Here is a 13,201-nt window from a genome sequence, read left to right as displayed (position 1 = left end):
GTGCCCCGGGGGACGGGTCAGGGGACGGTGACGACGACCTTGCCGTTCAGGCCGCCCGCGGCGTTGGCGCGCTGCGCGTCCGCCGCCTGTTCCAGGGGGAACGTCCTGGCCACCCGTACGGAGAGCACGCCTTCGTCGACCAGAGGTCCGCGAGGGCCGCGAGGTCGACCGGGTCGGGGCGGACCCAGAAATAGCGGCCCCCGAGGGCCAGGACCTCGCCGTCGGCGATCGAGGCGAGCCGCCCGCCGGTCGCGAGCAGCCCGGCGGAGATGCGCAGGAACGGTCCGCCGATGGTGTCGAGGACGGCGTCCACGCCCTGCGGGGCGAGGGTGCGGACCTGGTCGGCGAAGGTCGCCTCGTCGTACACGACCGGTTCGGCGCCGAGCTCCGCGACCCGTTCGAGGCCCGCCTCCCGCGCCGCGCCGATGACCCGGCAACCGAGGTGGCGGGCGATCTGCACGCCCATGGAGCCGACCCCGCCGGCCGCCGCGTGCACGAGGACGGTGTCGCCGGGGCCGACCGCGAGGGGCTGGTGGAGCGCCTGGTAGGCGGTGAGGCCGGCGAGCGGAAGGGCCGCGGACTCCTCGAAGCCGACCGAGCGCGGCTTGCGGGCGAGGGTACGGACGGGGGCGGCGACGTACTCCGCGAAGGTGCCCCGGGAGAGGAAGTCCTCGCGGACGTAGCCCATGACCTCGTCGCCCTCGGCGAACTCGGTGACGGAGACCCCGGGCCGGACGACGACACCGGAGACGTCCCAGCCGGGGATCACGGGGAAGACCGCGTCCATCATCCCGTCGAGGTACCCGGCCTGGCACTTCCAGTCGACCGGGTTGACCGCGGCGGCCCGCACCCTGACCAGCACCGCGTCGGGGCCGATCTTGGGGTCGGGAAGCTCGCCGTACTCCAGGACCTCGGGGCCGCCGTACCGGCGGTAGCTGATCGCCTTCATGCTTCGACCCTCGACGCAGCTCTGCCGGCCCGCAAGCCGGGGAGACTCTTCCCTGTCCGATCGGGCGCTCATGCCTCTCAACCGGGGGAATCCCTATGTCTGCCACCGAGTCCCACGACGCCTACGCTCCCCACGTGGTCACGCTCGCGCCGAACGTCCACGCCTTCCTCCAGCCCGACGGCGGCTGGTGTCTGAACAACGCCGGCTTCCTCGGCGACGCGCGCGAGGCGCTGCTCGTCGACACCGCCGCCACCGAACGCCGGGCGCGGCTGCTGCGGGAGGCGGTCCTCGCGGCGGGCCTTCCACTGCCGGGGACGATCGTCTCCACCCACCACCACGGCGACCACACCTACGGCAACGGGGTGTTCCTGCCCGAGGCGCGGATCGTCGGCCACGAGAACTGCCGGAGCGAGCAGCTCGCGGCCGGGCACCAGCTCCATCTGCTGTGGCCTCGGACCGACTTCGGGAAGATCGACATCGTGGCACCGTCCGTCACGTACCGCGAGCGCATGACGCTGTACGTCGGGGGGATCGAGGTGCGGGTGATCCACCCGGGGCCCGCGCACACCACGGGCGACTCCATCGTGCACCTCCCCGAGCAGGGCATCGTCTTCACCGGCGACCTGGTCTTCCACGGCGGGACGCCGTTCCTGCCGATGGGCTCGCTGGCCGGGTCGCTGCGGGCGCTCGACCTGCTGCGCTCGCTCGACGCGCCGACGGTGGTCCCGGGGCACGGCCGGGTGACCGACCCCTCGGCGTACGACGCGACCGAGCGGTACCTGCTCCGGGTGCGGGAGATCGCGGCGGAGGGGTACGCGAAGGGGGCGACGCCGCTGGAGACGGCGCGGCGGGCGGAGCTCGGCGAGTTCGCCGCGTGGCGGGAGAGCGAGCGCCTGGTGGCCAACCTGCACCGGGCGTACGCGGAGCTGGCGGGCCTGCCGGAGGGGTCGCCGCTGGATCCGGTGGCGGTGTTCGGGGACATGGCGGCGATGAACGGGGGCGTGCCGGTGGCCTGCCACGCGTAGCCCTTGGGCGGGCGGCGGCCTGGTGCGGTTCCCCTCGGTGCCGGGCCTGTTCGGTGCGAGGCCCGCTGGTACGGGGCGGCACCGGGCGGAGGCGCCCGCGAGGGCGCCGTCCCGTGTGCCCACCCGTCCCGCACCAGCGGACGGGTGGGCACACGCGGCTACCGACTGCGGGGCCGCCACTCTGGGTTCGCCGCCCGCATCGCCGCCGCGTCGTCGCGGTCCCGGTACCTCCCGTCGTCCTCCCGCCAGCGGCGGTGCAGGGCGGCGAGCGCCTCGCGGTCCAGTTCGACGCCCAGGCCGGGGGCGTCGGAGACGGTGAGGCGGCCCTCGCGGAAGACGGGGCGGGTGGTGACGACGTCCTCGGTCTGCCACGGGTAGTGGGTGTCGCAGGCGTGGTGGAGTTCGGGCAGGGTGGCGGCGACCTGGGTCATGGCGGCGAGGCTGATGCCCAGGTGGGTGTTGGAGTGCATGGAGAGCCCGACGCCGTACGTCCGGCAGAGTGCGGCGAGTTCGCGGGTGCGCCCGAGACCGCCCCAGTAGTGGTGGTCGCAGAGGACGATCCGTACCGCCCCCTTCGCGAAGGCCTCCGGGACCTCCTCGAAGGTGGTCACGCACATGTTGGTGGCGAGCGGGATCTCGGTGCCGGCGGCGATCTCGGCCATCGCGCCGGTGCCGCTCGCCGGGTCCTCCAGGTACTCCAGCACGTCCGCGAGTTCACGCGCGACGGCGAGGGAGGTCTCCACGGACCAGGCGCCGTTGGGGTCGAGGCGGAGCGGACGGCCCGGGAACTCCTCGGCGAGCGCGCGGATCGCGGCGATCTCCTGGTCCGGTGCGAACACCCCGCCCTTGAGCTTGAAGGACCGGAAGCCGTACGCACGGTCGAAGCGGCGGGCCTGGGCGACGATGCCGGCGGGGTCGAGGGCCGCGCCCCAGTCGTCGACGGGGCCGCCGGCGGGATGGGTGGCCCAGCGGTAGAAGAGGTAGGCGCTGAACTCGACGGAGTCGCGGACCTTGCCGCCGAGGAGGGCGTGGACGGGCAGGCCGAGGGTCTTGCCGAGGGCGTCGAGGCACGCGGTCTCGAAGGCGGAGACGACCGAGAGGCGCAGCTTCTCGGCGGTACGGACACCGCGCAGACCGCTCGCGTCGACGCCGGCTTCGTCGCCGGTGCCGGGACCCGTGCCGCGACCCGTGCCGGAGCGGGAGCCTCGGCCCGGATCCGTGGCCTCCGCAAGCGCGAACAGGGCGTTCACATCCGCGACCGGACGCCCCGGGAGCGCCTCGGCCAGCGGGCGGGCCAGGTCCAGGTAGACGCCGTCGCCGTACGTCTCCCCCAGACCGCTCACACCGCCCCGGGTGATCACCTCGACCACGAGGCGGGGCGTGTACGGCTGATGCACCCCCTGGACGTTGAGGAGAGGCGGGTCGGAGATGAGGATCGGAGTCAGCCGGACTTCGTCGACGATCAGGCTCGCATCCATATGTGAACCCTATTCATGGATGAGATCGATGACCAGAGGGTGCGGGACGGTTTCACGACTCCCCCTGGACGACATACCGACTGGTCGGTCATCATGAACGCCGACCGAAGCCGATCCGGAGGTACGCACGTATGAGTTCCGCCCCGCCGCCAGGCCTCGACCCCGAGCAGCTGCGCCGCTTCCTCGACCGCGAGCGCCCCGGCCTGGTGTCCGGCCCCCTCGAAGCCCGGCTGATCGAAGGCGGCCGGTCGAACCTGACGTACGTCGTGACCGACGGCACGGGCCGTTGGGTCGTCCGCCGGCCGCCGCTCGGCCACGTCCTCGCCACCGCCCACGACATGCGCCGCGAGCACCGGGTCATCAGCGCCCTGCACGCCACGGACGTGCCCGTGCCGGAGACGCTGCTCCTCTGCGAGGACGACTCCGTGCTCGGGGCGCCGTTCTACGTCATGGAGTTCGTCGACGGGACGCCGTACCGCTCGGCGGCGGAGCTCGCCCCGCTCGGACCCGAGCGCACCCGCGCCGCCGCCCTCGGCCTGGTCGACACCCTCGTCGATCTGCACGCCGTGGACCCGGCCGCCGTCGGGCTCGCCGACTTCGGGCGCCCCGAGGGCTTCCTCGACCGGCAGCTGCGCCGCTGGGGCAAGCAGCTCGACGCCTCGCGCGGCCGTGAGCTTCCCGGGATCGACGAGCTGCACGCCGCCCTCGGCCGCGCGCTGCCCGTCTCGCCGGCGCCCACCGTGATCCACGGCGACTACCGGCTCGACAACGTCCTCATCGACGGGGACGACCGCATCCGGGCCGTCCTCGACTGGGAGATGTCGACCCTCGGCGACCCGCTGACCGACCTCGGTCTGCTCGTCATGTACAGCACGCCGCTCGACCTGCCCGACTCCCCCATCTCCACCACGGCCACGGCCCCCGGGCACCCGACCGCCGCCGAACTGGTCGAGCGCTACGCCGCCCGCTCGGGCCGCGACACCTCCGCCCTCGCCTGGTACACCGCCTTCGCCTGGTTCAAGCTCGCCGTGATCCTGGAGGGCATCCACTACCGCTGGACCCTCGGGCAGACCGTCGGCGCGGGCTTCGACCGCATCGGCGAACTCGTCCCCGTCTTCATCGAGCACGGCCTGACCACCCTTCAGGAGGGCTGAACCGCCATGGACTTCGCCTACGACGCGCGCACCGAGGAACTCCGCGAGAGGCTTCTCGCCTTCATGGACGAGCACGTGTACCCGGCCGAGCGGACGGCAGAGGAGCAGCGCGCCCTGCTCGCCTCCCCGTGGGACACCCCGCAGGTCGTCGAGGAGCTGAAGGCCGAGGCCAGGCGGCAGGGCCTCTGGAACCTCTTCCTGCCGGACGCGGAGTACGGTGCCGGGCTGACGAACCTCCAGTACGCGCCGCTCGCCGAGATCACCGGCCGCAGCCCGCACCTGGCCCCCACCGCCCTCAACTGCGCCGCCCCCGACACCGGGAACATGGAGCTGCTCGCCCAGTTCGGCGACGAGGCGCAGAAGAAGCAGTGGCTGGAGCCGCTGCTCGCGGGCGAGATCCGCTCGGCCTTCGCGATGACGGAGCCCGAGGTCGCCTCCTCCGACGCCACCAACATCGAGACCCGGATCCGCCGGGACGGCGACGAGTACGTCGTCACCGGACGCAAGTGGTACATCTCCGGGGCCATGAACCCCGACTGCAGGATCTTCATCGTGATGGGCAAGACCGACCCCGACGGCGCCGACCCGCGCCGCCAGCAGTCGATGATCCTCGTGCCCCGTGACACCCCCGGCGTCGAGGTGCGGCGCGCGATGCAGGTGTACGGCTTCGAGGACCACTCCCACGGCGGGCACGCCGAGGTGGTCTTCGACGACGTCCGCGTCCCCGCCTCGCACCTCATCGGCGAGGAGGGCGGCGGCTTCGCCATCGCGCAGGCCCGGCTCGGCCCCGGCCGCATCCACCACTGCATGCGGCTCATCGGCATGGCCGAGCGGGCCGTCGAGCTGATGTGCCGCCGGGCGGTCTCCCGTACCGCCTTCGGCAAGACGCTCGCCCAGCAGGGAGTCGTGCAGAACTGGATCGCGGACGCGCGGGTGCAGATCGAGCAGCTGCGGCTCCTCGTCCTCAAGACGGCCTGGCTCATGGACACCGTCGGCAACCGGGGCGCGCACACCGAGATCCAGGCCATCAAGATCGCGACCCCGCGCGCGGTGGTCGACATCATCGACAAGGCCGTGCAGGCGCACGGGGCGGGCGGGGTCTCGCAGGACTTCCCGCTGGCCGAACTGTGGGCGGCGGCGCGGACCCTGAAGCTCGCGGACGGTCCGGACGAGGTGCACCAGCGCTCGCTGGCGCGCCGGGAGCTGAAGAAGTACCTGTAGCCGGCCCGGGCATCCTCAGCCCAGACGCAGGCAGAGGATGCCCGTCGCCGTGTGGACGCACAGCCGTTCGTCGTCGATCCAGTCCGTGCCCAGGATCTCCCCGCCCACGTGGATCCGGTGCAGGACCTCCGTATTGTCGGCGGCGAACAGCGTCAGCACCCCGTCGGCACCGGCGGTCAGGACCGTGGGGCGGCCCTTCCTGGTCTGCAGCCGGAGCGCGGTGACGCGGACCCGGTCGGGACGCGGGACGATGTCCGGCTCTCCGGGAGGCACCCCGAACGAGGCGGGGAAGCGGGTGCGGACGGCGAGTTCGCCGTCGCTCGTGACGTACCCGAGGGCGGGGCCCCGCGGCCACCGGCCCAGGTCGTGGACGAAGTCCACCGAGGCCGGCTCCATGGTGAACCGGACGGTGTCGTCCGGGAGCGAGCGCACCGTCAGGTAGGGCCGGGGCGGCGAACCCTCCTCGTTGCCGCCCGAACTCTCGCTCCGGTATCCGGCGACGGCGGCGAAGACCCTTGCGCCGTCCGGCACGAGCCGCACCGAGCGCACGTCGTACAGCCCGATCTGCAGGAGGCCCTTCAGCCGGCCGTCGACCGCGTACAGGCCGAGCCGGCGCTCGGCGATCTCATGGAGGCCGGTACAGGCGACGAAACGGGGCTCGCCGTCGCCCGGCACCGGGAAGGCCCCGAACAGTCCGCGCGTCGGGGGGAAGGAGGTGGACGGCCCGCTCGTCCAGGTCCTCACCCCGACCGGTCTCCGATGACGCCTCTTCTTCGCCAGCCGGTCCCGGAGGAGGACCGGGGCACCCGGGTGGACGTCGACGGCCGGTCCGTCGTCCCGCTCCGCCAGGCGGTCCAGGAGGGTGCCGCTCGCCCCGTCCAGGAGGCGGGTGCCGTCGGCGTCCTGGACGACCACGACGGGCCGGCCGGAGCTCAGCCCGACCCGGACGGTCGTCTCGGGGTCGTGCGGGTTCTCGCCGTCCTCGGGCGGCGGCCCGAGGTGCCAGACCTTGGCGGCCCAGGCGTCGGAGCCCAGGGAGACCAGCCGGACCCCGTCCGGGCCGTGGCCGGCCGCGAGAAGGCGGGACGTGGGCGCGTCGGTGCGGGTCCAGCCGAGGACGGCGCCGTCGGCGCCCCGGGCGGTCACCGCGTACGCGGTCGCCGAGAGGCACACCGGCCCGGCGCCTGCCTCCGGTCCGGAAACCGGCCCGGTACCGGGGGCGATCAGCAGGGGGACGCCGTGGGGGCGTCCGGACCACTCGACGACCCGAAGGCCGTCGGGCCGGACGGTGGACCAGGTCCCGAACGACGGCCCCCAGGTGGCCACGGCGGCCGCGTCCCGGTGGAGGGCGAGAGCGTCGACGTACCGTCCCCGCAGGGTATGGTGCCGCTTCCGCTCGACGGTCAGGGTGTCCGCGGGCGCGTCGGCGAGGTCCCAGACCGTCAGACGCGCCTTGCGCATCCGGTTGGTCCACCGGTGCCCACGGGTCACCGCCACCCGGAGCCGCCCCTCGTGTTCCGCCACGGCCAGACGGTCGCCGTCGAAGGGACGCCACAGGAGCGCCCGACGGCGGCCGGCGCGCAGGGTGAGCGGCGGGCGCTCCCCCGACGCGGTCGCGAGCGTGACCTCGCCGTCCCGGTCGAGGGCCGCCACCAGGCACTCCCCGCCGATGTCGGTCACCGCGTGGTCCACCGTCCGGGGCGGCACGGGCACGGCGCCGATGAGGTCCCGGCTCTCCACGTCCCAGACCCAGATCCGGTCGTCGGTCCTGAGGGCGGCCCAGGGCCGCGTGGCACAGCCGTGGACGGCGGTGATCCGGCCCAGTGCGGTGGGGAGTTCGGCGAGGAGTTCGCCGCCCTCGGTGTCCCAGGCCCGTACGGTTCCCCCGCGCTCGGCGGTCACCAGGGCGGGACGGCCGTGCACGGGGACGACGGCCGCGCCGTGCACGCCGCCCGCGAAGGTGCCGAGGGTGGTGTACGGCACGGGTGTCACCTCCGCCCACGCGGTGTCCCAGGACAGCTGGGGGTAGCGGAGCCGGATGGCCCCGGCCAGTTCCTCCGCGCCGGACTGGAAGGCCGAGAGGCGCAGTTGGGCGGCGCGGGTGGCGGGCTCGGTGGCGGCGTGCAGCAGGGCGGCGCAGTGCCCGACGGCCCGCGCGGCGGCGCGGGCGCGTTCGGTTCCGGCGCGGTTCAGGACCCGCTGGAGCGCGGAGACCGGGGCGGTGAGCAGGTACCCGGGGTCGAGGGCCAGGGTGTCGAGCAGCTCTGTCCCCTCGGCGTGCTCGGCGAGATGGCGGCGGACGTACGGGGGTGCGGCGGCCCAGTCGGGGCCGTCCGGGCCCGCCGGGACCAGTGCGGCGAGCGCGTGGGCGACGCGGCTCCGGGCGGCCGGGTCGAGCGTGCCGCGCAGCGCGTCGGCGTACGCCTGGTGGTACAGCCGGTAGACCGCGCGCCCGTCGGCGTCGAGCTCCTCGACGAGGTGCTCGCCGGCGGCGCCGATCAGCCAGGCGATGTCCTCCCAGACGAAGCCGGGGCCGGCCGGCTCCGCCGTGCAGGCCCCGGCGATCGCGCGCCACACGCCGTCCGGGGGAAGACCGGGGCCTTCGGCGAGGGCGAGGGCGGCGAGCAGGGGGAGGCCGCGGGCGTGGTCGGCGCCGAGCTGGTGGCGCAGCACCCGCAGGAAGGTGACGCCGGGGGTCTCGCCGACCTCGGGCACGCGCGCGTGCCAGCCGGGTTCGGAGGTGTCGACGGGGCGGGCCGCGCGGCCGAGGTGGCGGGCGGCGATACGGGCCGAGAGGAAGCTGCCGCGGGCCTTGGCGGCTATCTCGCGGGCGACGGCCTCGGCGGCCTCGTCGTCGTACGGGCCGCGGCTGCCGGGCCCGTCGGGTGCCTGGAGCAGGCGGCGGGCGTAGGCGGCGACGTCGTCGGCGCTGCTCTCCCGGGAGTCGTCGAGGTCGAGGACGGCGGGTTCGCCGCCGAAGGCGTCGACGACGTGGGGGCGCGTGCCGACGAGGAGGCGGACGCAGGGGATGCGGAGCAGGGGGCACAGCAGGTCCGCCGCGATCCGGCGGGCCTCGGTGTCGTCGCCGTGGGCCTCGCCGGCCTCGTCGAGGGCGTCGATGATCAGGTGCAGCGGGGTCCGGCGGCCGGCGAGGGCCCCGAGGAGCGCCTGCGGGGTGTCTGCGGTGACCGCGGCGGCGTCGGCCACGGCGGCGACCAGGTCTTCGAGGAAGCGGTGCCGGGCGTGGACGGCGGTGAGGGCCGGGGCGTCCGCCGTGCGGCCGCCCGAGCGGAGGAGCAGTTTGCCGAGGAGGGCGGACTTGCCGACGCCGGGGCCGCCGGTGACGAGCAGTCCCCGGCCCCAGGCGCGGTCACCGTGGGCCAGCCAGTGGGCCATCCGGTCGAGTTCGGCGGCGCGGCCGACGAAGTAGGAGCCGCGGCGACCGGGCACGGTGTGTTCGAAGCCCTGTCCGCGCGGGGCGAAGTGGTTCTCCAGGTCGGCGCGGCGGCGCAGGCCCTCGGGGCCGGTGCGGCCGAGCCGGGCGGCGAGTTCGGCGACGTCGCCCTCGTCGTGGCGTGCCTCGGGGCGGTAGCCGGTGTTCTCGAAGGAGAAGAAGGCGTAGCCCTCGGTCTCGACGTGGGCGCGGGCGGTCTGGCGTATCCCGGCGCCGCGGTAGACGTCGTTGACGGTGTCGACGACCTGTTCGACGGAGAGGTACTGCTGCTTGAGGGAGAGGGAGAGCCGGGCGAGGGCGGTCTCGAGGGCGGCGGCGAAGACCATCGGGGAGGCGGGTACTCCGGCCCGGGCGACGGCGATCACGGCGAAGTCGGTCAGTCGCCGCCCGTCGGCGCGGCCGGTGCCGCAGGTGTCGGCGGCGCCCTGCCGGAGTGCGGCGCGCAGCTGTTCGGCGGCGGCGGCCGCGTCGGTGCCGCCCTGTCCGGCCCAGCAGGTGTCGATGACGAGGAGGACGCGTTCGGCGCCGGACTCGAGGACGTAACGGGTGAGGTCCTCGGCGGCGAGCGCGGTGCCGGCGAGCCGGTCGGGGTGGCTGTCGGCGCAGAGCAGGTAGTGGCGGCCGGTGCCGTCGACGCCGTGCCCGGTCCAGTAGAGGACGACGGCGGTGCCGGGGCCGTCGGTCCGGTAGGCCCAGTCGAGAACGCGGTCGCGGGTGACGGCGAGTCCCTCGTCGGTGATCCGCTCGTCGACGCGGTAGCCGAGTCCGCCGAAGAGCCGGACGGCGGCGTGTAACTCCTCGGGCATCAGCGGGAGTTCGGGTGCGTGCCGATAGCTGCCCGTGCCCACGACGACGAGTCTGCGGTCGATGGCCGCCCGTCCGTCCGTCGATTCCGCCCCGCCCGCCCCGTCCACGGGCCAGTTATACCCGAAGGGGCCGTCAGGGCCGCAGGGCCCGGAGCAGCAGGTCGGCGAGGTGGCCGGCGACCTGCTCGGGGGTGAGCGGGCCGTCCGGGCGGTACCAGGTGGAGAGGTGGTGCACCGAGCCGAAGTGGTAGTCGACGACCAGGTCGGCGGGGGTCGCCGAGGAGAACACCCCGGTCCGCTGCCCCTCCTCGATCAGGGCGCGGAACCGCTCGTGGTAGCGGCGCCGCTCCGACCTGACCTGCTTGTTCTTCTCCGGGCTGAGGTGGTGCATGGAGCGGAAGAAGATGGCGGCGTCGTCGAGGTTCTCGATGGTGGTGACGACGACGTCGGCGGCGGCGTCGCGCAGCCGGTCCCCGATGGGCGCGTCGGCGTCCGCGAAGGCGTCGAGGCGCTCCTGCTGGAGGCGGAGGACGCGGGAGTAGACCTCCTGGAGGAGGTCCTCTTTGGAGCCGAAGTAGTGGTAGAGCGCGCCCTTGGTGACCCCGGCGGCCTCGACGATCTCCTGGACGGAGGTGCGGTCGTACCCCTGCTCCGCGAAGAGCCGGGTGGCGGCGGCGAGGAGCCTCTGGGGGACGGGTGCGCCGCTCCCGTCCGTCGTCCTGGCCATGCTCCGCCGCCTTCCTGGTGGTCGTTCTCGGTGGTCGTACTCGATGGTCGTTCTCGATGATGCTTTTCGGTCAGGGGAACACGTTCCCGCCGGTAGATCTTCGCATCCGATCGGGCCGGGCTAGCGCGTACCCGTCTCCCAGGTCTGCTGGACGTGGTTCATGGTGCCGAGCCAGCGCTCCGGGTCGGTGGCCCGGTTGCGGTAGTAACCGGCCACCTCGGGGTGCGGCAGGACGAGGAAGCGGTCGGCGGAGATCGCGTCGAGGAGGGCGTCGGCGACGTCCTCGGGCTCGATGGCGGTGGGGGCGAGGACGAGTTCGCCGGCCGTTCCGGCGGCCGTGAGCATGTCCGTACGGACGCCCTGCGGGCAGATGGCGTGGACGGCGAGTCCGCGGTGCCGGTAGGTGAGGGAGAGCCATTCGGCGAAGGCGTACGCGCCGTGCTTGGAGACGCTGTACGGCGCCGCGCCGATCATGGTGAGCAGTCCGGCGGCGGAGACCGTGGACACGAAGCGGCCGCTGCCGCGCTCCAGCCAGTCGGGGAGCAGGGCGCGGGCCGCGCGGACGTGGGCCATGACGTTGACGTCCCAGGCGGCGGCCCAGACGTCCTCGTCGGCGAAGGCGTCGCCGGGCGAGGAGAGGCCGGCGTTCGCGCACCAGATGTCGACGGTGCCGCCGAGGGCCTCGCGGGCCTCGTCGACGACGGCGGAGGCGTCACCGGGGACGGCGAGACCGCCGATCTCCTCGGCGACCGCCTTGGTGCGGACGGGGTCGAGGTCGTTGACGACGACCCGGGCCCCCTCGGCCGCGAACCGGCGCGCGAGGGCGGCACCGATGCCGCCGCCCGCTCCCGTGACGACGACTCCGGCGCCCTCGACCTGGTTCGTGCCCTCGCTCATGGACCCACCTCTCCGCTCGACGGCCCGTGGCCGGTGATGACCTGTGGCCGGTGATGACCTGTGACCCGTGGGACGCGGACAGACTAACCAGTCGGTATGGAAAGACGGAAGAGTGTCGGCCGCTTGCCTCGTTCCCGTGGGCGGTCAGGACCGCTAGCGTGCGTGCCCATGTCACGCGCCCCGGCCGGGGACGGCGATCGAGGAGGTTTCGCATGGGCCTGTCGCGACGGAGTCTGCTGGCCGCCGGGGGCGCCCTCGGGGCGGTGGCGGCCACCGCGCCGACCGCTTCGGCCGGCGCACCCGGCACCCCGGCGGAGGGGCGGGCACACGGACACGCGCGCGTACGGACCGGATTCGAGCGCCTCGCCGCCGACGGGTACGCGCAGCTCGCCGGGGAGCGGGTCGGCGTCGTCACCAACCCGACCGGCATCACCCGGGACGCCCGGCACGTCGTCGACGTGATGCACGCCGACGAGCGGGTGGACCTGGTGGCCGTCTTCGGCCCGGAGCACGGTTTCCGGGGCACCGCGCAGGCGGGCGGCTCCGAGGGGCGGTACGACGACCCGGCGACCGGGCTGCCCGTCTACGACACGTACCTGAAGAGCGGGCAGCCGCTCGCGGACGTCTTCACCGCCTCCGGCGTGGACACCGTCGTCTTCGACATCCAGGACGCGGGCGCCCGCTTCTACACCTACATCTGGACGCTGTACGACTGCATGGCGGCCGCCGCGCTCGCCGGGAAGAGGTTCGTCGTCCTGGACCGGCCGAACCCGGTGACCGGGCGGGCGGCGCTGGGCCCCGTCCTGGACCGGGCGTTCGCCACCTTCGTCGGCCGCGAGCCGATCGCGCAGGCGCACGGCATGACGGTGGCCGAGCTGGCCCGGCTCTTCAACGAGGAGTTCCTCGCGACGCCGGTCGCCCTGGAGACCGTGCGGATGACGGGCTGGCGGCGGACGGACTTCTTCGACGCGACCGGGCTGCCCTGGGTGCCGCCCAGCCCCAACATGCCGACGCCGGAGACCGCGCTCGTCTACTCCGGCACCTGCCTCTTCGAGGGGACGAACCTCTCCGAGGGCCGGGGCACCACCCGCCCCTTCGAACTCCTCGGCGCGGAGGGGATCGACCGGCGGTGGGCGGAGGCCGCGAACGCGCTCGGCCTGCCCGGCGTCCGGTTCCGCGAGGCGTACTTCGCGCCGACCTTCTCCAAGTTCCAGGGGAAGACCGTGGGCGGCGTGCAGCTGCACGTCCACGACCGGGAGTCCTTCGATCCGGTACGGGCCGGGATCGGGCTCCTGGTCACCGCCCGGAGCGCGTGGTCCGGCTTCGCCTGGCGGGCGGACAACTGGATCGACAAGCTGACGGGCTCGACGCGGGTACGGACGCTGATCGACGCGGGCGCCGGGGTGGACGAGGTGGTCGGGGCGTGGCAGGCGGACCTGGCGGCCTTCCGGGCGGTGCGGAAGGAGTATCTGCTGTACCGCTGAGGCCGG

The 13,201-nt window shown here is 74.1% G+C and carries 8 protein-coding genes and 1 pseudogene; 4 read left to right on the top strand and 5 right to left on the bottom strand.

Translation table 11 applies throughout. The features are described from left to right. Positions 1-17 precede the first annotated feature (17 nt). Positions 18-949 (bottom strand): annotated as a pseudogene (locus ACFQ79_RS25180) (NADP-dependent oxidoreductase). Positions 950-1,044: 95 nt separating this feature from the next. Between ACFQ79_RS25180 and ACFQ79_RS25175 the strand changes: the two are divergent. After that, complete coding sequence (locus ACFQ79_RS25175; RefSeq protein WP_383587165.1) at positions 1,045-1,974, top strand: MBL fold metallo-hydrolase; 930 nt, start codon at positions 1,045-1,047, stop codon at positions 1,972-1,974. A 158-nt stretch (positions 1,975-2,132) separates the two neighbouring features. Here the strand turns inward: ACFQ79_RS25175 and ACFQ79_RS25170 are convergent, their stop codons facing one another. After that, positions 2,133-3,452 carry an enolase C-terminal domain-like protein gene (locus tag ACFQ79_RS25170; protein ID WP_383587162.1) on the bottom strand — a complete coding sequence of 440 codons (1,320 nt, stop codon included), beginning with the start codon at positions 3,450-3,452 and terminating at the stop codon, positions 2,133-2,135. A 131-nt stretch (positions 3,453-3,583) separates the two neighbouring features. Here ACFQ79_RS25170 and ACFQ79_RS25165 point away from each other — a divergent pair, with 131 nt between their 5' ends. Beyond that, the gene (locus ACFQ79_RS25165; RefSeq protein ID WP_383587159.1) at positions 3,584-4,606 is read left to right on the top strand and encodes a phosphotransferase; all 1,023 of its coding nucleotides are present in this window, start codon (positions 3,584-3,586) and stop codon (positions 4,604-4,606) included. Between the two features lie 6 nt (positions 4,607-4,612). Continuing rightward, positions 4,613-5,827, top strand: a complete 1,215-nt coding sequence (locus tag ACFQ79_RS25160; RefSeq protein WP_383587156.1) for an acyl-CoA dehydrogenase family protein — start codon at positions 4,613-4,615, stop codon at positions 5,825-5,827. A gap of 15 nt (positions 5,828-5,842) precedes the next feature. Here the strand turns inward: ACFQ79_RS25160 and ACFQ79_RS25155 are convergent, their stop codons facing one another. The 3 genes from ACFQ79_RS25155 to ACFQ79_RS25145 form a co-directional block, all read right to left on the bottom strand. Next, entirely contained in the window at positions 5,843-10,195 is a 4,353-nt protein-coding gene (locus tag ACFQ79_RS25155; protein ID WP_383587153.1) for a hypothetical protein, read from the bottom strand. 25 nt (positions 10,196-10,220) lie between these two features. Then, on the bottom strand, positions 10,221-10,814 hold the full coding sequence (locus ACFQ79_RS25150; protein ID WP_187622794.1) for a TetR/AcrR family transcriptional regulator: 594 nt from the start codon (positions 10,812-10,814) through the stop codon (positions 10,221-10,223). A 120-nt stretch (positions 10,815-10,934) separates the two neighbouring features. Next, on the bottom strand, positions 10,935-11,711 hold the full coding sequence (locus ACFQ79_RS25145) for an SDR family oxidoreductase (protein ID WP_383587151.1): 777 nt from the start codon (positions 11,709-11,711) through the stop codon (positions 10,935-10,937). Positions 11,712-11,923: 212 nt separating this feature from the next. On the opposite strand from ACFQ79_RS25145, the gene ACFQ79_RS25140 reads away from it, so the two are divergent. After that, positions 11,924-13,195 (top strand): exo-beta-N-acetylmuramidase NamZ domain-containing protein, encoded by a 1,272-nt coding sequence (locus ACFQ79_RS25140; RefSeq protein WP_383587148.1) that lies wholly within the window; start codon positions 11,924-11,926, stop codon positions 13,193-13,195. Positions 13,196-13,201 lie beyond the last annotated feature (6 nt).

The sequence above is a fragment of the Streptomyces sp. NPDC056480 genome (genome assembly GCF_042795405.1).
Lineage (GTDB): Bacteria > Actinomycetota > Actinomycetes > Streptomycetales > Streptomycetaceae > Streptomyces.
This window is presented reverse-complemented; position numbering and strand designations above follow the sequence as displayed.

Bases quoted from the DNA above. Each gene is read 5' to 3' on its own strand.
- ACFQ79_RS25145 (WP_383587151.1), bottom strand. From the start codon at position 11,711: ATGAGCGAGGGCACGAACCAGGTCGAGGGCGCCGGAGTCGTCGTCACG.
- ACFQ79_RS25165 (WP_383587159.1), top strand. From the start codon at position 3,584: ATGAGTTCCGCCCCGCCGCCAGGCCTCGACCCCGAGCAGCTGCGCCGC.
- ACFQ79_RS25175 (WP_383587165.1), top strand. From the start codon at position 1,045: ATGTCTGCCACCGAGTCCCACGACGCCTACGCTCCCCACGTGGTCACG.
- ACFQ79_RS25160 (WP_383587156.1), top strand. From the start codon at position 4,613: ATGGACTTCGCCTACGACGCGCGCACCGAGGAACTCCGCGAGAGGCTT.
- ACFQ79_RS25150 (WP_187622794.1), bottom strand. From the start codon at position 10,814: ATGGCCAGGACGACGGACGGGAGCGGCGCACCCGTCCCCCAGAGGCTC.
- ACFQ79_RS25140 (WP_383587148.1), top strand. From the start codon at position 11,924: ATGGGCCTGTCGCGACGGAGTCTGCTGGCCGCCGGGGGCGCCCTCGGG.
- ACFQ79_RS25170 (WP_383587162.1), bottom strand. From the start codon at position 3,452: ATGGATGCGAGCCTGATCGTCGACGAAGTCCGGCTGACTCCGATCCTC.